19 protein-coding genes and 1 riboswitch are annotated in these 22411 nt (G+C 64.1%); of the genes, 3 read left to right on the top strand and 16 right to left on the bottom strand.

The window, feature by feature from the left end; translation table 11 throughout:
* Positions 1-355 precede the first annotated feature (355 nt).
* Positions 356-2386, top strand: coding sequence for an esterase-like activity of phytase family protein (locus tag V6M89_RS29685; RefSeq protein WP_332856599.1), 2031 nt, complete (start codon positions 356-358; stop codon positions 2384-2386).
* Positions 2387-2420: 34 nt separating this feature from the next.
* Here the strand turns inward: V6M89_RS29685 and V6M89_RS29680 are convergent, their stop codons facing one another.
* On the bottom strand, positions 2421-2813 hold the full coding sequence (locus tag V6M89_RS29680) for a hypothetical protein (protein ID WP_332856598.1): 393 nt from the start codon (positions 2811-2813) through the stop codon (positions 2421-2423).
* Between the two features lie 150 nt (positions 2814-2963).
* Between V6M89_RS29680 and V6M89_RS29675 the strand changes: the two genes are divergently transcribed.
* Positions 2964-4982 (top strand): beta strand repeat-containing protein, encoded by a 2019-nt coding sequence (locus tag V6M89_RS29675; protein WP_332856597.1) that lies wholly within the window; start codon positions 2964-2966, stop codon positions 4980-4982.
* A 5-nt stretch (positions 4983-4987) separates the two neighbouring features.
* On the opposite strand, the gene V6M89_RS29670 is transcribed toward V6M89_RS29675, so the two are convergent.
* On the bottom strand, positions 4988-6391 hold the full coding sequence (locus tag V6M89_RS29670; protein ID WP_332856596.1) for a DHA2 family efflux MFS transporter permease subunit: 1404 nt from the start codon (positions 6389-6391) through the stop codon (positions 4988-4990).
* Positions 6392-6486: 95 nt separating this feature from the next.
* Between V6M89_RS29670 and V6M89_RS29665 the strand changes: the two genes are divergently transcribed.
* Positions 6487-8223, top strand: a complete 1737-nt coding sequence (locus V6M89_RS29665) for an alkaline phosphatase D family protein (protein ID WP_332856595.1) — start codon at positions 6487-6489, stop codon at positions 8221-8223.
* Here the strand turns inward: V6M89_RS29665 and bluB are convergent.
* The 14 genes from bluB to cobT all read right to left on the bottom strand — a co-directional run bounded on the left by bluB (position 8220) and on the right by cobT (position 22138).
* Entirely contained in the window at positions 8220-8888 is a 669-nt protein-coding gene (bluB, locus tag V6M89_RS29660; RefSeq protein WP_332856594.1) for a 5,6-dimethylbenzimidazole synthase, read from the bottom strand. The two genes, V6M89_RS29665 and bluB, sit on opposite strands and share 4 nt — an antisense overlap.
* Positions 8885-10351, bottom strand: coding sequence for a cobyric acid synthase (locus V6M89_RS29655; protein ID WP_332856593.1), 1467 nt, complete (start codon positions 10349-10351; stop codon positions 8885-8887). The genes bluB and V6M89_RS29655 overlap by 4 nt, the downstream gene beginning before the upstream one ends.
* A 1-nt stretch (position 10352) precedes the next feature.
* Positions 10353-11240: a cobalamin-binding protein gene (locus tag V6M89_RS29650; RefSeq protein WP_332856592.1), complete on the bottom strand. Its 888-nt coding sequence runs from the start codon at positions 11238-11240 to the stop codon at positions 10353-10355.
* Positions 11237-12226: a threonine-phosphate decarboxylase CobD gene (gene cobD / locus V6M89_RS29645; RefSeq protein ID WP_332856591.1), complete on the bottom strand. Its 990-nt coding sequence runs from the start codon at positions 12224-12226 to the stop codon at positions 11237-11239. Before cobD ends, V6M89_RS29650 begins: the two co-directional genes overlap by 4 nt.
* Complete coding sequence (gene cbiB, locus V6M89_RS29640) at positions 12219-13181, bottom strand: adenosylcobinamide-phosphate synthase CbiB (RefSeq protein ID WP_332856590.1); 963 nt, start codon at positions 13179-13181, stop codon at positions 12219-12221. The genes cobD and cbiB overlap by 8 nt, the downstream gene beginning before the upstream one ends.
* A complete protein-coding gene (gene cobU, locus V6M89_RS29635; protein ID WP_332856589.1) occupies positions 13175-13732 on the bottom strand; it encodes a bifunctional adenosylcobinamide kinase/adenosylcobinamide-phosphate guanylyltransferase in 558 nt (185 codons plus the stop codon). Before cobU ends, cbiB begins: the two co-directional genes overlap by 7 nt.
* Entirely contained in the window at positions 13729-15033 is a 1305-nt protein-coding gene (locus V6M89_RS29630) for a cobyrinate a,c-diamide synthase (RefSeq protein ID WP_332856588.1), read from the bottom strand. The genes cobU and V6M89_RS29630 overlap by 4 nt, the downstream gene beginning before the upstream one ends.
* The gene (gene cobO / locus V6M89_RS29625; RefSeq protein WP_332856587.1) at positions 15033-15671 is read right to left on the bottom strand and encodes a cob(I)yrinic acid a,c-diamide adenosyltransferase; all 639 of its coding nucleotides are present in this window, start codon (positions 15669-15671) and stop codon (positions 15033-15035) included. The genes V6M89_RS29630 and cobO overlap by 1 nt, the downstream gene beginning before the upstream one ends.
* The gene (locus V6M89_RS29620; protein ID WP_332856600.1) at positions 15668-16441 is read right to left on the bottom strand and encodes an ABC transporter ATP-binding protein; all 774 of its coding nucleotides are present in this window, start codon (positions 16439-16441) and stop codon (positions 15668-15670) included. The genes cobO and V6M89_RS29620 overlap by 4 nt, the downstream gene beginning before the upstream one ends.
* Positions 16441-17463 (bottom strand): FecCD family ABC transporter permease, encoded by a 1023-nt coding sequence (locus V6M89_RS29615; protein WP_332856586.1) that lies wholly within the window; start codon positions 17461-17463, stop codon positions 16441-16443. The genes V6M89_RS29620 and V6M89_RS29615 overlap by 1 nt, the downstream gene beginning before the upstream one ends.
* A 77-nt stretch (positions 17464-17540) precedes the next feature.
* The gene (locus V6M89_RS29610; protein ID WP_332856585.1) at positions 17541-19391 is read right to left on the bottom strand and encodes a TonB-dependent receptor domain-containing protein; all 1851 of its coding nucleotides are present in this window, start codon (positions 19389-19391) and stop codon (positions 17541-17543) included.
* 102 nt (positions 19392-19493) lie between these two features.
* Positions 19494-19726: riboswitch (cobalamin riboswitch) on the bottom strand.
* Between the two features lie 33 nt (positions 19727-19759).
* On the bottom strand, positions 19760-20311 hold the full coding sequence (locus V6M89_RS29605) for a histidine phosphatase family protein (protein WP_332856584.1): 552 nt from the start codon (positions 20309-20311) through the stop codon (positions 19760-19762).
* Between the two features lie 4 nt (positions 20312-20315).
* Positions 20316-21098, bottom strand: coding sequence for an adenosylcobinamide-GDP ribazoletransferase (locus V6M89_RS29600; protein WP_332856583.1), 783 nt, complete (start codon positions 21096-21098; stop codon positions 20316-20318).
* A 5-nt stretch (positions 21099-21103) separates the two neighbouring features.
* Positions 21104-22138 carry a nicotinate-nucleotide--dimethylbenzimidazole phosphoribosyltransferase gene (gene cobT / locus V6M89_RS29595; protein ID WP_332856582.1) on the bottom strand — a complete coding sequence of 345 codons (1035 nt, stop codon included), beginning with the start codon at positions 22136-22138 and terminating at the stop codon, positions 21104-21106.
* Positions 22139-22411: the final 273 nt, after the last annotated feature.

Here is a 22411-nt window from a genome sequence, read left to right as displayed (position 1 = left end):
CAGGACCGTGAAACAACTCTGCGCCGATGATAGTGCTGCAACCAGTGTGAAAGTAGGTTATCGTCAGGCTAGTTATAAAGAGAAAAGCCCACCAGTGATCTGGTGGGCTTTTTTCGTTTGAAAGCCCCTTCCGTTCGACGACAGGCATTGCCTGTCGCCTTACCTGGTCGGGGCTTTTCGCATTCCGCGGCCATTTGTTCAGCGCGGCACTGCCGCTCTTTACTACCTAAAAACCCCCACCAGCCAGAACGCGCTCAAGATCGCGCTCTGTGCCAGTGGGGGTTTTTTCGTCTGTCACATCCATGTAACCTATGGTCGCTAAGCTTTCCTCTTTTTCAACTGAGGCTAGCTACGCATGAAAAACTTTTCCCTGATTTCGCTCGCGGTGTTCTCCGTGCTGGCCGGCTGCGGTGGCAGTAGTAACGACACGGCTACGCCAGCCAAAACGCTGACCACTGGCGTCTTCCTCGATGGCGCCGTTGAGAACCTGGACTATGTCGCCGGCACCGCCGCGAAAGCCAGCACCTCGGCCAAGGGCGAGTTCACTTGCTACGCCGGCGATACCGTCAGCTTCAGCATCGGCGGCGTTGCGCTGGGTAGCGCGCCGTGCGCCGCCACCATCACGCCGCTGCAATTGGCCGGCGTGACCGACGTCAAGGACAGCAAGGTCGTCAACCGCCTGCTGGCCCTGCAATTACTGGATGAAGACAGCGATCCATCGAACGGCATCAAGATCGCCGCCGATGTGAAAACCGCGCTGGCCGCCAAGAGCGCTGACTTCTCCCTCGACGCCACCGCCTTCAACACCGCGATGAGCGCCAACCTGACCGCCGCCGGCGCCAAATACGCCGCCCGCACCATCGATGACAGCCGCCGCGCGCTGGTGCGCGAGCACTTCGAAGATACGCTGGCTTCCAAAGTCGGCACGCCAGTCGTCGAGTCGTTCACGCAAACCACGCCGCTCGGCGCGGTCGCCGTCAACGTTACGCGTTATCAGATACAGGCAGCGGCCAGCTACTACGTGCCGTATGAAGGCGGCAACGCCAAGGTCAAGGAAGAATTCCCGCTGGGCTTCCTGCCATCCTACGGTTCGTCGCTGGCCTTCAAGGGCACCAACGCCAACGGCGACCTGGAGTTCTACGGCCTGACCGACCGCGGCCCGAACGGCGACGGACCAAATCTGCCAGCGCTGAGCGGCGGCGGTGTCACCGGCGCCAAGATATTCCCGTCGCCGAGCTTCACGCCATCGTTCGGCGTGATCACCGTCGGTAAAACCGGCGCGGTGCTGACGTCGTCCACGCCGATCAAAGTCTCTGCCACCATCAATGCTTCCGGCCTGCCGGTCGCACCTGGCGCAGTGGGTAACTCGGCCGAACTGCCGGTGATGGACGCGATGAAGTACGACGCCACCAGCAAGGCCACCTTCAATGCAGGCGGCCTGGATACCGAAGCCGTCGTCGTCGACAAGAAGCGCAACGTGCTGTGGATCTCCGACGAATATGGACCGTTCATCGTCAAGCTCGATCCTGCCACCGGCATCATCCTGAACAAATACGCACCGGGCAGCGGCCTGCCGGACATCTTCCTGAAGCGTCGCGCCAATCGCGGCATGGAAGGCCTGACGCTGGATACCAGCACCGACAAGCTGCACGGTTTCCTGCAAAGCCCACTCACCGACGGCAACGCGAGCTACTCGGTGACCGGCAAGAGCGAGGCGATCGAACGCTACGCGCGCTTCACGCGCTGGGTGGAATTCGATCCAAGCACCGGAACCTCGGGCAAGATGTACGCGTACCCACTCGACGCCGCCGACTACCAGGACGGCCGCACCGGCAACGCCAAGCTGGGTGACCTGGTCGCGCTGGGTAACGGTAAATTCATCGTCATCGAACAGGGCGCGGCGCCGAACGGCAAAGTGTTCAACAAGTTGATGCTGGTGGAGATCGGCGCGGCAACCGACATCGCTGCAGCAAGCTACAACGTCAAGACTTCGGATCTGGAGAAGAGCAGCATGGGCGGCGTGGTGGTCAACGGCACCGACTGGAAATCGGTGACGACGCTGAAGAAAACGCTGCTGCTGGATTTGAACGCGGTCGGCTGGCAGGCGGAGAAGGCTGAAGGCCTGACCATCGTCGACGGCAATACGCTGGCACTGTCGAACGATAATGACTTCGGTATGAAAACCAAAATCTTCAGCGCGGATGGCGTGGCGGTGAACGATGCGGATGTCACCAAGTGCAATGTCGATGCGGCTGGCGTCATCATCACCAGCACTGCGGCCGGCTGCAATGCCGCGAACACGATCCGCGTCGCACGCGGCGAGGACCGCGAGCGTCCAAGCCGTCTGTGGCTGATCAAGTTCACCAAGGCGTTGACTGCGTTCTGATGCAAGGGGCGGGCCGGCCAGGCCTGCCAGTGTTTTAGCGCGGAGCGGCGTTCTGCTCCGCGATCAGTTTGGCGATTTGCGAATCGGTCTTCACCGGTTCGATCAACAGCACCTGCTGGCGATTGATCAGCATGTGGTCCGGGCTATGCGCTTCGCCGCCGCGCTTGATCAGCACACTGGTCACGGCTTTGGTCTCTGGATTCTGCCTGCCCTGGATGTAGAACACGTCGCGCAAGGTGAGGTAATCGCCGCCGGTTTGCTCCATGCGGCCATAAAACATCTGGCCATTTATCAGCGCCACTGCCTGATAGGGCGTCGGCAGTTCCGGTCCTTGATGGCCGCGCGTTCCCTGATAGGCGATAAAGCCCAGCGCCGCAGCGATGATGACCGTGGCAAGCGCCGTCGTGCGCCCGGCTATGTTCTGCATGAAGAATCTCCTGAGTTGAAAGGCAGCGCGGCAGCATAGCAGCTTGCAGGTGCATCGCACAGGCGTTGTGCAAGGACGCCACAGCGTCACGGCAGTGTCACAATATTATGGGATATTGAAGGTTTGCTCACACAATATCCGGGACAAACCATGTCGATCGCGCTGTCGAAACCTTCCTCCGCCATTCAATTCCTGCTGCTCGCCGCAGCACTGCCGTTGAGTGTTTCGGCCGCCAATCCGGTGATCGTTTTCCCCGGCACGCTGAGTAATGCCAACACCGATGCGCAAACGCTGGGCAAGAACCAGACCGGCACCATCACCAGCAGTGGTTCTTTGATTGTCGGCGGCGGCACGGTGGCGGTGACCATCACCGACAAAAACGCCACGCTGGACAACCAGGGCCTCATCAGCCAGACCGGCAACGGCCGCGTGATACGCGATAACACCGGCGTCACCGGCCTGACCATCATCAACGGCAGCGCCACCAATAGCACCGCGAAGATGCTGGCCGCCGACGGCGACGTGATCCAGATGAACAAGGCGAATGCCAGCGTCACGCTGACCAACTACGGTTCGATGATCTCGGCGAACGCCAGCGCAGGCGGATCGCAGGCGGTGGACTTTTCCACGATTACCACCGGCGTGAACATCGTGAACAACTACGGGCTGCTTCAGGCATCGGAGGCGGACTCCGTGCGTCCCGGCGTGGGCGGCGTGGTGAACAACTACGGCTCCATCGTTTCGATCACCAAGACAGGTAGCAGCAGCGACGGCATCGACGCGCAAAACAACAGCGGCGTGGTCATCGTCAACGGCGCGACTGGCCTGGTCGACGGCGGTCGCCACGGCATCACCGGTGGACAGAAGGATGGGACGCAGACCTTCACCATGAACATCACCAATGCGGTGGGCGGCACTATCCGAGGCGGCAATGGCTCGGGCGTCAACCTGGATGGCTTTAACGGCAAGCAGATCGCCACCATCACCAACCACGGCACCATCATCGGCATGGGCGTGACGGGCGACGGCGATGGCCTGGATATCGACGGCATCGCCAACGTCACCAACACCGGCATCATTCGCTCGGCCAACGCTTTCAGCGCGCCAGCCGACGGCCTGGCATTCAGCGAAGGCTTGAGCGTAGGCGGCGGCGTGATCGTCAACTCCGGCACCATTGAAGGCCTGGTCTCCGCAGGGAATAGCAACGCCGTCGGACGCGGCATCACATTGGCCGGCAACGATATCGCCGGCTCGCCAGGCAGCCGTGAAGGCCTGTACGGCAATGCCACCATCACCAACCAGAACGGCGGTTTGATACGCGGCCAGAGCGATTCGGCCATCGTCACCGTGGGCGCGGCCAGCGGCTATGTCGTCACCATCAACAACAACGCCGGCGCCACCATCCGGGGTGGCGGTTCCGTCAATGCCGCCATCAAAACCGGCTCCGACAATACCGTCATCGTGAACGCGGGCATCATCAACGGCGCCAGCAGCGGCAAGGCGATTGAGATGGGTAGCGGTAAAAACAGCCTGACCATCTCCGGTGGCAGCATCGTCGGCAGCATCAACGGCGGTACGGGTAGCGGCAATACGATGGTGGTTAATCCGGGGGCGGGCAACAGCTTCGCGTACGCCGGTTCGATCTCCAACTTCAGCAATGTTGAAATCAAGAGTGGCGCCGTGACGCTGTCGGGCGCGAGCACCTACAACGGCGCGACGCAGCTCAGTGGCGGTGCGCTGGTGTTGGATGGCGCAAATCGCCTGTCGGCCAACAGCGCCCTGGTGCTCAATGGCGGCACGCTGCAACTGATCAACGCCGGCAGCGCAAACGGCCAGACCTTCGCCAGCCTGTCGCTGACGGATAGTTCGTCGGTGCTGCTGGGCGGCTCCTCGTTGACTTTTAATGGCCTGGGTGCGGTGGTCAGCGGCAAGACGCTGTCGTTCACCGAAGCCGCATCGGGCGCCTATGCATTCCGCCTGTTGGGCGACGTGACCGGCGATGCAAGCTTCCTGCAACTGGTGGGCGCCACCAGCATCAACGGCCTGGCGGTGCGCTATCGCTTCGACGGCGCCTATACCGGCGTGACGGCCGTGCCGGAACCAGCCAGCTACGCCATGCTGCTTGCCGGCCTGGCGATGGCGGGCGCCATGGTCCGTCGTCGCAAATAAATGCGCTAGGCGGGACTGCCTTTGCTGATGCTCTCGCCATCCTCCTGGCGCAATGACCAGAAGGTCAACGAGGACAGGATGGTGAGTATCGCCAGCGTCAGGAAGGCGTGATGCAGCGCGCCGGTGAGCGCCAGCCGGTTCGATTGGGGCAGGTCGCCCAGGAACCAGCCGGTGACCAGCGAGCCGGTCGCCAGGCCAAAGCTCATCGACAACTGCTGCATCGAGCTTGCCATGGTGCTGGCCATGCTGGAATCCGCGCCATCCACATCGGCATAGGCGATGCTGTTCATCGCGGAGAATTGCAGCGAATTGAAGAAGCCCAGGCACAGGCTGATCATCACGATCATGTACAGCGAGGTGCCTTGCTGGACGAATGAATACAGGCTGATGGTCAACCCGATCAGCACAGTGTTGACGGTCAGGACCTGACGATAACCGAAGCGGCCCAGCACCCGCACCGATATGAACTTCATACCCATGGCCGCTGCGGCGGACGGCATCATCAGCAAACCCGATTGCCATGCCGGTAGCCCTAGTCCCAATTGATACAGCAGCGGCAGCAGGAAGGGCAGGCCGCCGACGCCGATGCGCGTGATGAAGCCGCCGACCACGGATACGCGGAACGTGCGTATCTTGAACAGCGCCAGTCGCAGCAAGGGAAACGCCGCATCCCTGGCGTGCCAAACATAAGCCGCCAGCAGGCTGCAAGCGATGAATAGCAGCACCGTCGCGGACGTGATATCGATCCGGTGTTCGCCGAAAATCTCCAGTAGCCATGACAGCAGCGCCACGCCGGTGCCGAACAACACCAGACCGATCAGGTCCAGCGGCCGCGCTCCGTCGCCGCGATAGTCCGGCATGTAGCGGTGCGCGAGGAAGATCGCCACCACGCCGACCGGTACGTTGACGAAGAAGATGTCCCGCCATGTCAGCCAGTGCACGATCAAGCCGCCGATCGTGGGGCCGAGCAAGGGGCCGATCAGCGCCGGGATAATCACGAAATTCATCGCCGCCAGCAGCTCGGATTTGGGGAAGGTGCGGACGATGGTCAGGCGCCCGACCGGCATCATCATCGCCGCGCCCAGGCCTTGCAGCAGCCGCGCCGCCACCAGCATCGGCGAATTGACCGACAGGCCGCACAGCACCGACGCCAACGTGAAGATCGCCACGGCGCTCATGAAGACGCGGCGGGTACCGAACCGGTCGGCCATCCAGCCGCTGATCGGGATCGACACCGCCAGGCTGAGAATGTAGCTGGTGACGACCGCTTTCAAGCTGAGGGGAGTTACTTGCAGGCTGGCCGCCATGCTGGGGATCGCCGTGTTGACGATGGTGGAGTCCAGCTGCTCCATGAACAGGGCGGTAGCGACCACCCACGGAAGGTAGCTCTTGGCGGCGGATGTATTCATGCTCACGATTGTCACACAAAAGCCACAGGGCGGTCATTAGGCCGTCATGAACCGGGCGTAAGTTGGCGCTCATCGAAATGGCCGATGGAGTTGATATGGACGCTAAGTCGCTGTTCCCTGGTCGTCGTGGTTTCATCCGTCAAATGGGTGCCACCGCCTTGCTGGGCGCTGGTGTCGGTGCAGGCGCCGGCCTGAGCGGTTGCAGCAGCACGGCGGCCAGCATCGCCGATGGCGCGGCGGTCGGATTCGATCACGGCGTGGCCAGCGGCGATCCGCTCGGCGACCGGGTCATACTGTGGACCCGCGTGACGCCGCGCCGCAACGACGAAAGCGGCGATATCGCCGTGCGCTGGCAGATGGCGACCGATCCGGCCATGCAGGCGGTGGTGGCCAATGGCAGCGTGACCACGTCGGCGCAGAGGGACTACACCGTCAAGGTGGACGCCGCCGGCCTGCTGCCGGGCCACGTTTACTACTATCAGTTTGCGGTCGATACGGTGAAGTCGACTGTGGGGCGTACCAAGACGCTGCCGCGCGGCGACGTGCGCCAGGTCCGGCTGGCGGTGTTCTCCTGCTCGAACTATCCGTCCGGTTACTTCAACGTCTACGCCGACGCCGCGCGCCAGGACGATATCGACGCCGCGCTGCACATCGGCGACTACATCTACGAATACGAAAGCACCGGCTACGCCTGCGGCAATGCGGAGGCGCTGGGCCGCGTGTCCGAACCGCGCGAGCTGCTGCTGCGGTTGGAGGACTATCGCCGCCGCTACGCGCAATACCGCACCGATCCCGATTTGCAGGCTGTGCATGCGGCGATGCCGTTCATCGCCGTGTGGGACGATCACGAGTTCGCCGACGATACCTGGCGCGACGGATCGGCCGAGCACAAGGCTTCCGAGTTTGGTCCCTTCACTTTGCGCAAGGTGGCGGCCATGACCGCGTACCACGAGTGGATGCCGATCCGCGCGCCCGACCCGGCCACGCCGGAGAAGATCTACCGCTCCTTCGACTTCGGCGGCGTGGTGTCGCTGCATATGCTCGACACGCGCCTGATCGGCCGCGATCAGCAGTTGATGATGTCCTCCTACTACGACGAGCATAAGCGCTTCGACGTCGAGAAGTACAAACATGATGTCAGCTCGCCGCGCCGGCAGATGATGGGCGCCGAGCAGATGGCGTGGCTGGAGCGCCAGGTCAAGGACTCCAGCGCGCGTTGGCAGATGCTGGGCCAGCAGGTGCTGATGGCGCGCATGGAGTATCCCACCGCCGTCGCCATGGGCGAATGCAATTGCACCGATTATTCGGCGCTGAAGAAGCGTGCCGCCGCCGATCCTTCCTGCGTCAGCGGCCGGGAGAAACGCTGGCTGTCCGCGCCGACGCTGCCCTGCTACATGGATTCATGGGATGGCTACCAGAACGACCGCGAGCTGGTGTTCGCCATGATGCAGCGTCATCGCAAGAACATGGTGGTGCTGGCCGGTGATACCCATAATGCCTGGGCCAGCGATCTGCATGATGCGCAGGGGCGCCAGGTGGGCGTGGAGTTTGCGACGGCGTCGGTGTCGTCGCCGGGGATGGAGGGCGCATACCCGGACCGGGATCCCGAGGATGTGGCGAGCATGATGGTGGATTTGATCGAACCGCTGTACTACGCGCAGACCAGCAAGCGTGGCTACATGATCGTCACCGCCAGCCACGAGCAGGTGCGCTGCGACTGGCGCTTCGTCGACACAGTCTTCAAGCACGAGTTCACGGCGGCGACGGAGCGCAGCCTGCGCACCTTGCCGGGACCTGGCAACCGCAAGATCGAGGAGTGCAGCGGCGCTTAACTTTCGCTTGCGGTATTGTCCCAGCGGTCTTCGAACATGATGTCGGACAGCGGCCGGCGCTGGTCCCATTTTTCGAGCTCCAGCATCGGCGCGGTGTAAAACTCGTTCACGTGGCCGACGCATAGCACGGCAATCGGCTGGCTGCCGTCCGGCATGCCGCAGATGTCGCGCAACTGCTGCGGATCGAACATCGACACCCAGCCGGCGCCTATGCCTTCCGCGCGCGCCGCCAGCCAGAAGTTTTGGAGCGCGCAGGCGGCGGAGGCCAGGTCCATTTCCGGCATGGTGCGGCGGCCGAATACATATTGATCGCGCTTGTCGATCAGGCCGACCACCAGCACTTCGGCGCAAGCCAGTATGCCTTCCACCTTGAGCTGCATGAACTCCTCGGCGCGTTTGCCCAGCGCTTCGGCGGTCTTGATGCGTTCCTCGTTCACGTGCTTGTGGATCTGCGCGCGCAACGCCGGATTGGTGATGCGGATGAAGCGCCACGGCTGCATCAGGCCAACGCTTGGGCCATTGTGGGCGGCGCCGATGAAGCGTTCCAGCTGTCCAGGTTCCAGTGGACCTGGCTTGAAATGGCGGACGTCGCGCCGTTCGCGGATGGCGCGGTAGACGCCTTCGATTTCGGCAGGAGGGAAGGCGTGTGGGCTGATGGTGCTCATGCTGATGGCTCCTTGTCGTGCAACGCCAGCAAAGCGTCCATCAGCGGCTGGGTGGCGTCGGCTATGCGGTCCAGGCTCGCTTCGCGCAATGCGCTGGTATCCACCGTGGTTTGCGTATGCAGTCCGGCCCAGCGCAGCAGCGCGCTGTTGGCTTGCGGCGTATCGAACAGGCCGTGCAGGTAGGTGCCGAGGATCTGGCCGTCCGCCGAGATCGCGCCTTCGGGGCGGCCGTCGATGACGAAGGCCGGCGTATCGAGCGCGCTGCCGGTGGAAGTGCCCATGTGGATTTCGTAGCCGCTGACGCTGGCCTTGTCCTCGTCGAATGCGCACACACCCCGTACTTGCACCAGCCGTTTGTCGGCCGTCATTTCGGTGTTCATGCCGAGCAGGCCGAGTGCGGGCGACGTGCCGGCCGCTCCTTCCATGCCCAGCGGATCAGTGACGCTGTGGCCCAGCATCTGGAAGCCGCCGCACACGCCGATCACCTTGCCGCCGTAGCGCAGGTGGCGGGTGATCTGTTCCGGCCATCCCTGGGCGCGCAGCCATTCGAGATCGCCGCGCGTGTTCTTGCTGCCGGGGAGGATGATCAGATCGGCCGCCGGTATCGGTTCGCCCTGGCGTACGAAGCGCAGGTCCACGTCCGGATGCGCGCGCAGGGCGTCGAAATCGGTGTGGTTGCTCATGCGCGGCAGGCTGGGGACCACGATGCGGAACGCGCCGCGCGAAGCTTGCACCGGCTGCACCGCGTCTTCGGCGTCCAGGAACAGGCCGTGCAGATAAGGCAGTACCGCCAGTACCGGCTTGCCGGTTTGCTGTTCCAGCCATTCCAGGCCGGGTTCCAGCAGCTTGATGTCGCCCCGGAAGCGGTTGATGACGAAGCCGATGGTGCGGGCGCGTTCGCTCTCCGACAAACAGGACAGCGTGCCGACGATGTGCGCGAACACGCCGCCACGGTCGATGTCCGCCACCAGTATCACCGGGCAGTCAACCTTTTCGGCGAAGCCCATGTTGGCGATGTCGCGGTCGCGCAGGTTGATTTCCGCCGGGCTGCCAGCGCCTTCGACGATCACGCTGTCGTACTGCGCCAGCAGGCGATCGTGCGACTCCAGCACCGCCTGCATCGCCACGGTTTTGTATTGATGGTAGTCGCGCGCGTTCATCTCGGCGCGGACCTTGCCGTGGATGATGACTTGCGCGCCGATGTCGCTCGACGGCTTGAGCAGCACCGGGTTCATGTCGGTATGCGGCGCCACGCCGGCGGCGATGGCTTGCAGCGCCTGGGCGCGTCCGATCTCGCCGCCGTCGGCGGTGACGGCGCTGTTGAGCGCCATGTTCTGCGGCTTGAACGGCGCCACGCGCACGCCTTGGCGCTTGAGCAGCCGGCACAGGGCGGCGACGACGGTGCTCTTGCCGGCGTCGGAGGTGGTGCCCTGAACCATCAGGGTCGAATAGGGGAAGCTCATGTCAGTTCTTGCGGCGCTGTCGCACCAGTTCCAATTTTTCGCACAGGGCGGTGGTGCCGGCGACCATGCGCGGGCCGGCGCGGTTCAGCAGTTCGCCGTCGAGGGTGAACAGGTTGTCGTTGCGGACTGCCTTCATCGTCGTGTACGGGCGCCACAGGCCTACGCCGCCGTAGTTCTTCTCGCTGGTGCCGAAGATCGCCTCGGGATCGGCTTGCAGCACCGCCTCGTTGCTGACCACGGGCGCGGTCACCTTCAGGTCGGCGAAGATGTTCACGCCGCCGCACAGGCGCATCGCGTCGCTGACGATGGAGGTGCCATTGAGCGTGTAGAGCGGTTTGTCCCACACCTGGTAGAACATCCGCACCGGCGGACGGTTGCCATATTGTTTTGCCAGCGCGGCGAAGTGCTGGCGGATCTCGGCGGCGACAGGCTGTGCGACGCTTTCGGTGCCCATCAACTGGCCGAGGCGTTGCACGTTGTCAGCGATGCCGTCCAGTTTTGTCGGCTCGCTGTGGAACATCGGGATATTCAGCTGGCGCAGCGTTTCGATCTGGCGTTCGGAGGCGCCGTGCAGCCAGATGACGATCAGGTCCGGCTTCATGGCGATCACGCGTTCCATGTCGACCTGGCGGTTGTCGCCGATGCGCGGCAGCTTTTTCGCCGCTTCCGGGTAGTCGCTGTAGGTGACCGCGCCGACGATCTTGTCGCCGCCGCCGGCCGCGTACAGCAGCTCCGTCACGTGCGGCGCCATGGCGATGATGCGCTGCGCCGGTTTTTGCAGTGTGACGACGTTGCCGTCGTCGTCGCGCACCGAGATGGCGGCGCTGGCGCTGCTGGCCACTGCCAATGTCGTCAGGCCTGCCAGTAGTTTGATCGTCAGATTGTTCATGCGGGTTCCTTGTTGTTCCATTCTATTAGTGCCGTCTCCAGCCGTTGCCAGCCCGCTTCGTCGGGCGGCAGGCCGAGGCGGATACCGCGTGCGGCCTGCTTGAACAGCCGCACCCAGATGCCGCGTTCCGCCATGTGCTGCCAGAAGGCCTCCGCGCGGTCTTCGCTCCACCATTGGAATAGTGCCGTGCCGGTCGAGTGGATGTCGTGCGCTGCCAGCAGGTGACGCATGCGCTCGCCGCTCGCCAGAAGCTGTTCGAGTGTGTTTGCTTGCCAGGCGTGATCGTTCAGCGCTGCGAGGGCGATATGCTGCGCCGGGCCGCTGATGGCCCAAGGACCCAGCAAGTCCGCCAGTTCGCGCAGCAGGTTCGCGTGCGCGGCTACAAAACCCAGCCGGATGCCGGCCAGTCCGAAGAACTTGCCGACAGAGCGCAGGACGATCAAGCCTGGACGTCCGCTGTGCGCGGCCACGCTGTTGTGCTGCGCCGTGTCGCCAAAGGCTTCGTCGACTACCAGCCAGCCGCCGCGCTCCGCCAGCTGGTCCGCCCATTGCAGCAGCTGGGTGGCTGGCACGCTGGCGCCGGTCGGGTTGTTGGGATTACAGATGACCATGACGTCGCTGTGCGCCACCGCCGCATCCAACGCTTCATACGGCGTCTGCGTCAGCGTATGTCCGTGGTCGTTCCAGTGGTGCGCGTGCTCTGCGTAGGATGGTGCGGCGACCGTCACGCGCGAAGGCTTGCGCAGCCGGGGCAGCGCCTGGATCGCGGCCTGCGTACCGGCCACCGGCAGCATCAACGGAGCGCCGTAGTAGGCGCCGGCAGCCAGCGCCAGTTCGGGATCGGCTTCCGGCAGGCGGTGCCACGCATTGCCCGGCAGCGCAGGAGCGGGATACCAGTGCGGGTTGATGCCGGTCGAGAGGTCGAGCCAGTCGTCGCGGCCGAAGCGCAGCGTCGCGTCGCGCAGGTTGCCGCCGTGTTCAAGCATGTGCGAATTCCATCCATGCGGCGACGGCGCAGGCGACGGCCAGCCATAACGCCGTGGTGCGCGCGACCAGGCGCCATGCGCGGCTGATGTCGGCCCCGGTGGCGGGTTGTCCTTCGCCCAGCGGCGGACGTTGTTCCACTTCGCCGTCATAGATGGCGGCGCCGCCCAGCTGCACGCCGAGCGCGCCGGCGCCGCTGGACATCACCGGTCCGGCGTTCGGGCTGCTCCATGCCGGGGCTTGTGTGCGCCAGCATTGCCAGGCGCGCAGCTTGCCCTGGAGGCCGGGCGCCAGCAGCACGTAGGAGAGGGCGGTCAGGCGTGCCGGGATGTAGTTCAGTGCGTCGTCGATGCGGGCGGCGGTGCAGCCGAACTGCAGTAGCCGCGCGGTGCGGTAGCCCCACATCGCATCGAGCGTGTTCGCCATGCGGAACAGCACCGCGCCGGGGCCGCCGGCGACGATGAACCAGAACAGCGTGCCGAAGACGGCGTCGTTGCCGTTTTCAAGCAGGGATTCGGCGCTGGCCTTGGTCAGTTCGATTTCGCTGGCGCTGGTGGTATCGCGGCTGACGATGCGGGCGGTCAGCAGGCGGGCATTGGGCAGATCGCTCTGCGCCAGCGCGTCGGCGATGGGCAGGTTGTGGTCGCGCAGGCTGCGCAGGCCGAGACAAAAATAAAGCATGACGGCGTGCGCAATCCAGGGCAGCGCGCCGTTGGCGCCGAGCAGCCAGACCAGCAGCGCGGCGAGGGCGGTCAGCGGCAGAACGGCCAGCGCCCAGGCCAGCGCGCCGCGCCAGAAGCGCAGGCCACCGCGATTGAGGCGGCGCTCCAGCGCCATCGCCAGGTTGCCGAAGCCGACCAGCGGGTGCCAGCGGCGCGCTTCGCCCAGCATCAGGTCGAGCAGCACGCCCGCCACCATCAGCAGGGCGATAACGCCAAAGCTCAAGCCTGTCAGCACGGCGTCCCTTTTAACACCAGCGGCAGGCCGGCGGCGACGAACACCGCGCGGTCGCACAACGCGGCCATGGCCTGGTTCAGCCGTCCCTGTTCGTCCATGAAGCAGCGCGAGATGGCGCCGAACGGCATGATGCCCATGCCGACTTCGTTCGATACCAGCACCACGTCGCTGGTGCACTTGGTCAGCGCGCTGGCAAGCATGTCCTGCTGCTCGTGGAACAGCGCGGGCAACGTGATCTCGCCGACTTCAGGGTAGCTTTCGCCGCTGCTGAACAGCAGGTTGCTGAGCCATAGGGTCAGGCAGTCGACCAGGATCAAACGGTCCGGCGAGGACCAGCGCAGCAGCTGGTTACCCAGTGCCAGCGGCTCTTCGACGGTGATCCATTCGCTGGGACGGCCGGCGCGGTGATGCGCGATGCGCGTCGCCATCTCGGTATCGCCAGCGGTGGCGGTGGCAATGTAGACGATTTCCTTGCCCGACTCGATGGCCAGGCGATCTGCATAGCCGCTTTTGCCAGAGCGTGCGCCCCCCAGAACCAGTGTACGTGTCATGCTTCGCTCCTAGAAAACAGGGCGGCAACCGCCGCCGGATTGGATGGAAAATAAGCGTGAAAATATGAAGCTGTCAACGAACCGACGCGATACCAGGCTTCCCCCTGGATGGCCGACGGATGCTTGATAGTGTACGCCGCTGGCGCCACGGCTGTCTCCAGCTTTGAGTAGTGGAAGGTATGGCCGCGCAGGACGCCTTGCTCCGTCGGCAGACCTTGCGATCCGAGGCCCGCCAGGCGCGCCTGCATTGCCACCGCACCAGGTAGCAAGCCGGCCATCGGCCATACCGCGCCCGCCTGGTCGGCCAAGGTGTCGGCCAACGCCATCATGCCGCCACATTCGGCGACGATGGGCGTGCCGGAGGCATGGACCGCGCGAATCGACGCCTGCCACACGTGGGCCTGCGAAAGTGCTGCGGCGTGCAGTTCTGGATAGCCGCCGGGCAGATATACCGCGTCCGCTTCAGCCGATATGGCTTCGTCGGCCAGCGGCGAGAAGAATTTCAGCGTGGCGCCCAATTGGCGCAGCGTATCCAGGTTGGCCGGATAGATAAACATGAAGGCCGGATCGCGGGCGATGGCGATGGTGCGGCCAGCCAGCAGCGGCGCTTGCGGCTCTGCGGCTGGTGGAATCTCGATGCGCACGGGGCGCAGGCGCTCCCAGGCCGCTTCGTCGAACACCAGCTGGTCCGCCAGGTTGTCGAGCAGTTGGTCGATATCGAGGACTTCGCCCGGCAACACCAGGCCGAGGTGGCGCTCGGGCAGCGACCTGGCTTGGCGCGGCAAGGTCGCAAACAGGGGAATGTCGCGCAGCGACGCCGCCACCATCTTGGCGTGGCCTTCGCTGGCGACGCGGTTGGCGATCACTCCCGCCATCTCCACCGGGCCATAGTCGCGCAGGCCGTGGACCAGTGCACCGGCGGTTTGCGCCATGGCGCCGGCGTCGATCACCGCCATCACCGGCACGCCGAATTCACGCGACAGGTCGGCCGACGACGGCGTGCCGTCATACAGGCCCATGACGCCTTCGATCAGGATGACGTCCGCTTCGGTTGCAGCTTGCGCCAGCTGGCTGCGGCACAGTTCATGGCCGACCATCCACAGGTCCAGCGAGCGCACCGGCGCGCCGCTGGCGCGTTCCAGCAGCATAGGATCGATGAAATCCGGGCCGCACTTGAACACGCGCACGCGCTTGCCCTGGCGTGTCAGCTTGCGCGCCAGCGCGGCGGTGACCGTGGTCTTGCCTTGGCCGGAGGCGACGGCGGCCACCAGCAGGGCTTTGACTTCGACGTGCGTCGTCATTACCACTCGGTTCCGAGTTGCGCGCCGATGCCGGCCTTGAAGGCGTGCTTGACGACTTCCATTTCGGTGACGGTATCGGCGATGGCGATCAGCTCCGGCGGCGCGCCGCGACCGGTGATGACGACATGCTGCATCGCCGGACGCGCCAGCAAATCGTTGATGACGGTTTCCACGTCCAGGTAGCGGTACTTCAGGGCGATATTCAGTTCGTCGAATACCACCAGGCCGATGTCGGGATCGGCCAGGAAGCGTTTCGCCTGTTCCCAGGCCTGCTGCGCCTTGGCGATATCGCGTTCGCGGTTCTGGGTTTCCCAGGTATAGCCTTCGCCCATCGAGTGGAAGCTGATCTCTTCCGGGAAACGGCGCAGGAACAGCTCTTCGCCGGTCTGCATCGCGCCTTTGATGAACTGCACCACGCCGACCTTCATGCCGTGGCCCATGGCGCGTATCGCCATGCCGAAGCCGCTGGAGCTCTTGCCCTTGCCGTTTCCGGTGTTGACGATGATGATGCCGATCTGCTTGTCGGCGGCGGCGATCTTGGCGTCGATGATGGCCTTCTTGCGTTCCATGCGCACGCGGTGACGTTCGTTCAGCGCCGCGGTTTGTTCGTCGATGTCGCCGGTATTCTGTTGGGTCATGCAAAGTCCTCTTTGGGGATGAAGATGCTGCGTTTGCCGTGCTGGATGATGTCGATCGGGTGGCCCAGGTAATCGCCCAGGATCTCGGCCCGCATCACTTCCGCCGTGGTGCCGGCCAGCCAGCGGCCGTCGCCCATCAGCAGCAGCGCGTGGGTGGAGACGCTGTGCGCCAGCGTCAGGTCGTGTCCTATCATGACTGCGGTCTTGCCCTGCTCGCGGCACAGGCGGGCCAGCAGGCCCATGACGCTGACCTGGTGCGCCAGGTCCAGCGCATTGGCCGGTTCGTCGAGCAGCAGCAGCGGCGTGTCCTGCGCCAGCAAGGCGGAGATGGCCACGCGCTGGCGTTCGCCGCCGGACAAAGTGCGCACGTCGCGCTCGGCCAGGTCGGCCACTTCCATCGCTTCCAGCGATTTCAGGGCGATGGCGTGGTCGTCGCTGCCTTCCCAATAGCGGTTGCCGTGATAGGGATGGCGCGCCGACAGCACGGTTTCGATCACGCTGTAGGCGAAAGCGTCGCTGCGGCTCTGCGCCAGGAAGGCGCGCTGGCGCGCCAGTTCGGCCAGCGGCCAGTCGGGCAGCTCGCGCTGCTGGATGGCGACGTAGCCGCCGTCCGGGTTGCGCAGGCCCGCCAGGGTTTTCAGCAGGGTGCTCTTGCCGGCGCCGTTGCGGCCGATGACGCTCCAGCATTCGCCGTCGCCTACCTGCCAGTTCAGATCCGTAATCAGCTGGCGCTGGCCGATTTTCAGGGAGAGGTTGTGGGTGCTGATCATCATTTGCGCAAACGGTGCAGCTGGTACAGGAAGACCGGCGCGCCGATCAGTGCCGTCAACACGCCCACCGGCAGCTGTTGCGGCGCGATGATGGTGCGGGCCAGCGTGTCCGCCAGCAGCAGGAAAGTGCCGCCGGCCAGCGCCGCCGCCGGGATCAGCGCGCGGTGGTCCGCGCCAACGGCGAAGCGGCAGGCATGCGGCACGATCAGGCCGACGAAGCCGACGCTGCCCGCGCTGGTGACGGCGCTGGCGGTCAGCAGGCCGGATGTGAAGAACAGGCCTTTGCGCAACGCGCCGACGCGGATGCCCAGCGTGGCGGCGGCTTCGGCGTGCAGCGCCATCACATTTATGGAACGGGCGCTGCGCAGGGCGAATACCAGGCCGCCGGCCAACACGATCCAGGGCAGCGCGCGCATCGGCGCACCGGCCAGGTCGCCGATCATCCAGAACACCATGCTGCGCAAACGGCTTTCAGGCGCGATGGAGAGCATCAACGTCACCATCGCCATGCAGGCGGAGGACAGGATGACGCCGGTCAGCAGCAACAGGGCAGTGCCGCCTTCGGCCGCCGCGCCGCCGCGCAGGTCGCGCCGGGCCAGCAGGTACAGCATCATCGAGACGGCGACCGCGCCGCCGAAGGCCGAAGCGTCGACCATCCAGATGGCGCAGCCGAACAACAGTGCGGCCAGGGCGCCGACGGAAGCGCCGGCTGAAATGCCGAGTACATACGGGTCGGCCAGCGGGTTGCGCAACAGCGCTTGCATCATCACGCCCGCCAGCGACAGGGCGGCGCCGGTGACGAAGGCGGTCAGCGCGCGGCTCAGGCGCAGGTCGAGCAGGGTGGAAGCCAGTGTCTGGCTTTGGCCATGCAGCAGTTCATTGAGTGCTGCGGGAATATCGGAGAGGGGAATCGAGACCGAGCCGGTCATGCCCGAGAAGACCAGGCTGGCAAACGCGAACAGCACCAACCCTATCAGGGTGACGGCGGCACGTTGTCGCAGATTGCGGGAGAAAGAATGCATGCACTGCTTTCAAAAAAGAGAGACTGCCGGGCGCGCGGCGGATGCGCCCCACGCCCGGCAGGTTACACCATTACTGCTTACTTGTAGCCGTAGCGGATGCCGGCAAACAGCTTGGACATCGGCGTGGCGTAATTGCGCGCCAGGTCGTACTGCTTGTCGCCGATATTATTCCAGCGGACCAGCGCCGACCAGTCGCGGTTGAAGTGGTAGGTCGCGTACAGATTGACCAGGCCATAGCCGCCCAGGCGGTTGCTGTTGGCGGCGTCTTCGTAGCGGTCGCCGGACAATTCCAGTTCCACGCCGGCCTTTAATGCGCCAGCGCTGTAGTCGGCCATCAGGTTGCCGTGCTTTTTGGCGCGGCGCTGCAAGCGTTTATTGCTGGTTTCGTCCTTTGGATCTTGCAGGTCGACGGTGGCGGCCAGGTTGAAGCGGCCCAACTGCTGGCTTGCGCCCATGGTCAGGCCTTCAAGCAGCGCGTGGTTGACGTTGTAGGCGCAGCCGCTCTTCGCACCGGAGAACGGACATGGCGTGGTGTTCACCAGCAGGTCGGTCAGGCGATTGCGGTAATAGCTGGCGTTCAGCGCGGTGTTGCCGCTGTCGTAGCGCAGGCCAATTTCGGCGTTCTTGCCCAGTTCCGGTTTGTTGGCGGGATTGCCGTAGGACGGATAGTACAGTTCATTGTAGGTCGGCGCGCGGAAGCTGGTGCCATAGCTGGCGGTGGCGCGCAGCGCCTGCGTGAAGTTGTAGCCATAGCCCAGCGAGCCGGTGTTCTTCGAGCCGTAGAGCGATTTGTCCCGGCGCACGCTGGCGTTGAACAGGTTGTCGCCGCGCCGGGCGTTGTACGAAGCCGCGAGGGAGTTGGTGGTGCGCTGCGGATTGTTCAATTTGAAGCCGTTGGTCTCGACTTCTTCCTTGCGGTGGTCGTACAGCAGTTGCAGCACGTCGGCGCCGATCTGGACGTCATTCTGCCAGGTGAAGGTGCTTTGCTTGGTGTTGATCTGCGAGTAGCCCGATGCCAGGGCGCTGGTGTAGGTGGCACCTTCGTCCTTGGTCTGCGAATACTGGACCAGGCTTTCCCAGCCTGGCAGGATCTGGTTCTTGCTGTAGATGGCGGCGTTTTCAAGCTTTGCCTTCGAGCGTGTATCGTAGGACGAGGAACCGCTGTCATACTGGGACTTGAGTTTGCTCTGCAGGAGTAGCGTACCGATTTCGTGGCCTTCCGCCAGACGCAGGCTGATTTGACCTGCCGCATTTTCGCGGTCATAGCCATCCTTGTCGGCGTTGTAGGAGAGGCTGCCAGGACGGGTGGACGAGAAGCCATCCGATTTTTCCTTGCCGGCGCTGATCGCATAGCTGATGCTGTGTTCACCGCCGGTGGCGCCGGAGACGGATACATCGCCTTCGCGGGTGTTGTCGGTGCCGTAGCCGGCGAAGGCGGTGAACGCCGGCGCGCCCTGGCCCTTCTTGGTGAAGATCTGGATCACGCCGCCGATGGCGTCGGCGCCGTACAGGGAGCTCAGTGGGCCGTAGACGATCTCGATATGGTCGATGGCGGTCAGCGGAATGGCGCTCCAGTTGGCGGCGCCGGTGGTCGACGAGCCGATACGCACGCCGTCGACCAGCACGAGGTTCTGGTTGCTGTTGGCGCCGCGGATAAACACGGTGGCATTGGTGCCGGAGCCGCCGTTGCGGGCGATCTCGATGCCGCGCTGGCGTTGCAGCAGGTCGACGATGGAGCCGGCGCCGGATTCGGCGATCTGTTCGGCGCTGATGGTGATGCTATCGCTGATCACGTCGGCCAGGGCCTGCGGACTGCGGGTGGCGGTGACCAGCACGGTGCCCGCGATTGGTTCTGCGTGCGCGCAGGAGGCGGCCATTGCCAGCGCCAGCGACGTCAGGGCCGCGGGACGGGAAATACGAAGGGTCATGATGTAATTTTTCTGTTAATAGCAACCGGCCGACGTCCCCGTGGGCCAGATTGAACAAAAGCGGAGAATTGAGAGACGCGTGTTCGCGCACATCCCGATCGCTCGCTTCCACCTGATTTGGCCGGTATCCGGGCTGGCAAGTTAGACCACCTCACCTTCCCATGCAGAGCACAGTGGTTTGTCAGAGGAGGTTTGTCGCGCATCAGCTGCGACACTTGCTTACCGTTGCGGGGGCAGCACACGTGGGCCTTGGTCGATTGAACCAGGAGCTTCGTGTTTCCCGTTTAACTGCGCATCTGGACAGACGCGCGAGCACCAAAACCCGGTCATTATACGGGTTTGTGCGGCGGCGGTCATGGGGCGGCGGTTTAGTTTTGCAGTACCAGCGTGGCGCCGTAGGCGATTTGATGCGGATGGAGGGCGGCTTGCAGCGCCATCTCGGCGGGCGCCAGGCCTGCGTGGCGGGCCGACAGCAGGCGCATCGCGCCGGCGTGGCAGATCACGATGGCGTCGCGCTGCTGGCGCTGGAGGTCGGCGTAAAAGGCGGCGATGCGGTCGGCCATTTGCAGCACGCTTTCGCCGCCGCCGGGGTGGTAGTTGACCAGGTCCGCGGCCCAGGCGTCGATGCCGGCGCGCGGGATATCGTCCCAAGGGCGCAGTTCCCAGTCGCCAAAATCGATCTCCACGATGCGTGCATCCAGCAGCGGTGCGGGGGATAGCAGCGGCGCCGCCAGTTGTGCCGCCAATATGGCGCAGCGCTGCAGCGGGCTGCTATATAGGGGGAGGCCTTGGGGGAGTGTGGCCGACAAGGTGGCCATCGTTTGCGCCAACTGGTCGGGCGCCACGGCGAGATCGCTGCGGCCGTAGCAGACGCCGGGGGCGATCAGCGGTTGCGGATGGCGGACCAGTATGAGCCGCATGGCGTTACCAGGGCAGGGCGCCGTGGCGCATGCTGGCCAGTACGCACAGGTAGAACGCCACTTCGCTCAGCTGCTGCACCGCGCCGAGGCAGTCGCCGGTATAGCCGGCGATGCGGCGGACGAATTTGCGGGCCAGCCAGACGGTGGCAATGGCGGCGGCGATGACGCCCGTAGCCAGCGCGGTCCACGTCAGCCATCCGCAGGCGATCATCGCCAGCGCTGGAATGGCGGCGCTGGCGATGGCCAATGCGAATTCGGCGCCGCTCATCTTTTGCGCCAGCGGTTTGGCCTTGCCTTCGGCGCGGGCGTAGTCGAGGCGCCAGATCAGCGAGGTGGCCATTAGCCGCGACAGCGGATGGGCGACGAACAGCGCTGCAATCGCCTCCATCGGTGGCAGCATGGACAGCGTCACGACCTTGGTGGCGAGCAGGCAGGTTATGCCGATGGCGCCGTATGCGCCGATGCGCGAGTCCTTCATGATTTCCAGTACGCGCTCGGGCGTCATGCCGCCGCCGAAGCCGTCGCACATGTCGGCAAAGCCGTCTTCATGGAAGGCGCCGGTGGCGTAGATGCCGGCGGCGGTAGACAGCAGCACGGCGACCGGAGCGGGGAGGAGCCATGCGGTCAACGCATACACGCCGGCCGTGATGGCGGCGACCACCACGCCGACCAGCGGAAAGTACCGTGACGCCTGGTTCAGCCACGCAGGATCGAAACCCACCCAGGTGGGAATCGGCAGGCGGGTGAAGAACTGGAGCGCGGTGAAGAACAGGCGTAGTTGGTGCACGGCGCTTACTCGGACTTTTCGCTGACGTGGGCCGATTCGAACGTGGCCATCTGGTTCAGGAAATTGACCGACGCATGCAGCAGCGGCAGCGCCAGCGCGCAGCCGGTGCCTTCGCCCAGGCGCAGGCCCAAATTCAGCAGCGGCTTCGCGCCCAGCGCATCAAGCATCTGCTGGTGGCCGGTTTCGTCGGAGCAGTGCGCGAAGACGCAGTAGTCCAGGATGGCCGGCTGCACGCGGGCCGCTACCAGCAGTGCGCTGGTGACGATGAAGCCGTCGATCAGCAGCACCTTGCGCAGCTCGGCCGCTTTCAACATGGCGCCGGCCATCATGGCGATTTCCAGCCCGCCGAAGGTGGCCAGTACGTCCAGCGGTTCGACTGCGGCAGCATGTTTGGCTACTGCCGTTTCAATCACGTGCTGCTTGCGCAGGATGCCTTCCGCCGACAGGCCGGTGCCGGCGCCCACGCATTGCGCGACCGGGATGCCGGTTAGTTTGTGCATCAACGCGGCGGCGGCGGTGGTGTTCCCGATGCCCATCTCGCCGAAGCCAACCACGTTGCCATCCAGTTCTGCGACCAAGGCCATGCCTGCGGTCAGCGCGGCCTCGCAAGTGGCGCGGCTCATCGCCGGTTCCTGCGCGAAGTTCCGGGTGCCGGGTGCCAGTTTGCGGTCGATCAGGCCGTCGCGCGGCCCGAAGTGGTGATTGACGCCGGCGTCGATCACGCGCAGTTCGCAGTTGGTCTGCGTCGCGAAGACGTTGATGGCGGCACCGCGCGTGAGGAAGTTCTCGACCATTTGCCAGGTCACGTCCTGCGGGTAGGCGGAGATGCCTTCCGCGACGATGCCGTGATCGGCAGCGAACACCAGGATGGCCGGCTGCGTGATTGCGAGTGCGTGTGTGTTCTGTATAAGGCCGATTTGTTTGGCCAGCGATTCCAGTACGCCCAGGCTACCCAGCGGTTTGGTTTTGTTGTTGATGGCCGTATCCAGCAGGGCCGCCAGCGTCTCGTTATTAGTAGTAGGGATAGTTGGAATGAACATGTGGGCGACTTATAAATCGGTGAAGTCTTCATTTTACCCTTGCAAGCAACGGCTGCCCTTGCTATAGTTCGCCTCCCCGCAAAACGACACACGAAAATGTGAAGTGAGCGAGAAAAAAGAAGGTTGACGAAAACGGCGAAACGCCTCATAATCTTCCTTCTTCGCAACTGACAAACACAACGCTTTGTCAACGGTTGCAAGCAGTACCGAATAAGTTCTTTAAAAATTTACAGTCGATAAGTGTGGACGTTTGATGAAAGTGCACACGCTGCT

This window comes from Duganella sp. S19_KUP01_CR8 (genome assembly GCF_036688705.1).
In the GTDB taxonomy this organism is placed as follows: domain Bacteria; phylum Pseudomonadota; class Gammaproteobacteria; order Burkholderiales; family Burkholderiaceae_D; genus Rugamonas.
Note: the sequence above shows the minus strand (reverse complement) of the source record. Positions and strands in the feature narration are given on the sequence as shown.